This window comes from Desulfocicer niacini (genome assembly GCF_054657595.1).
In genome coordinates this window covers 1-388 of the sequence record NZ_BAAHYK010000193.1, presented here as the reverse complement: position 1 = coordinate 388, position 388 = coordinate 1, and the positions used below count along the sequence as shown (strand labels likewise).

Annotated in this window: 1 protein-coding gene; it reads left to right on the top strand. The window is 56.7% G+C overall.

Annotated features, from left to right (window positions below):
• A partial coding sequence (locus ACYQ2M_RS25345) for an FAD-binding protein (RefSeq protein ID WP_459919185.1) occupies nt 1-388 on the top strand: 388 nt, incomplete at both ends.

The following is a 388-nucleotide window of genomic DNA, read 5'->3' as shown; positions in this document are numbered from 1 at the left end:
GCACACCATGCTTTACGCCATGGACAACAAGGCCATTGAACTGGGTATTCCCGTTCACGAAAGAAAGGAAGCCATTGCCCTGATCCACGAAGATGGCGTGTGTTATGGCGCCATTGTCCGGGACCTTGTCACCGGAGAACTCATTGCCTATGTCGCCCGGGCCACCACCATTGCCACCGGCGGATATGGCCGTCTTTATTCTGTGACCACCAATGCGGTGATTTCAGAAGGTATCGGTAATGCCATTGCCCTTGAGACCGGTGTGGCCTGCCTGGGTAACATGGAGGCGGTGCAGTTTCATCCCACGGCCATCGTGCCTGTTGGTATTCTCACCACCGAAGGCTGCCGTGGGGACGGCGGACTTTTGCTTGACAAGGACGGCTACCGG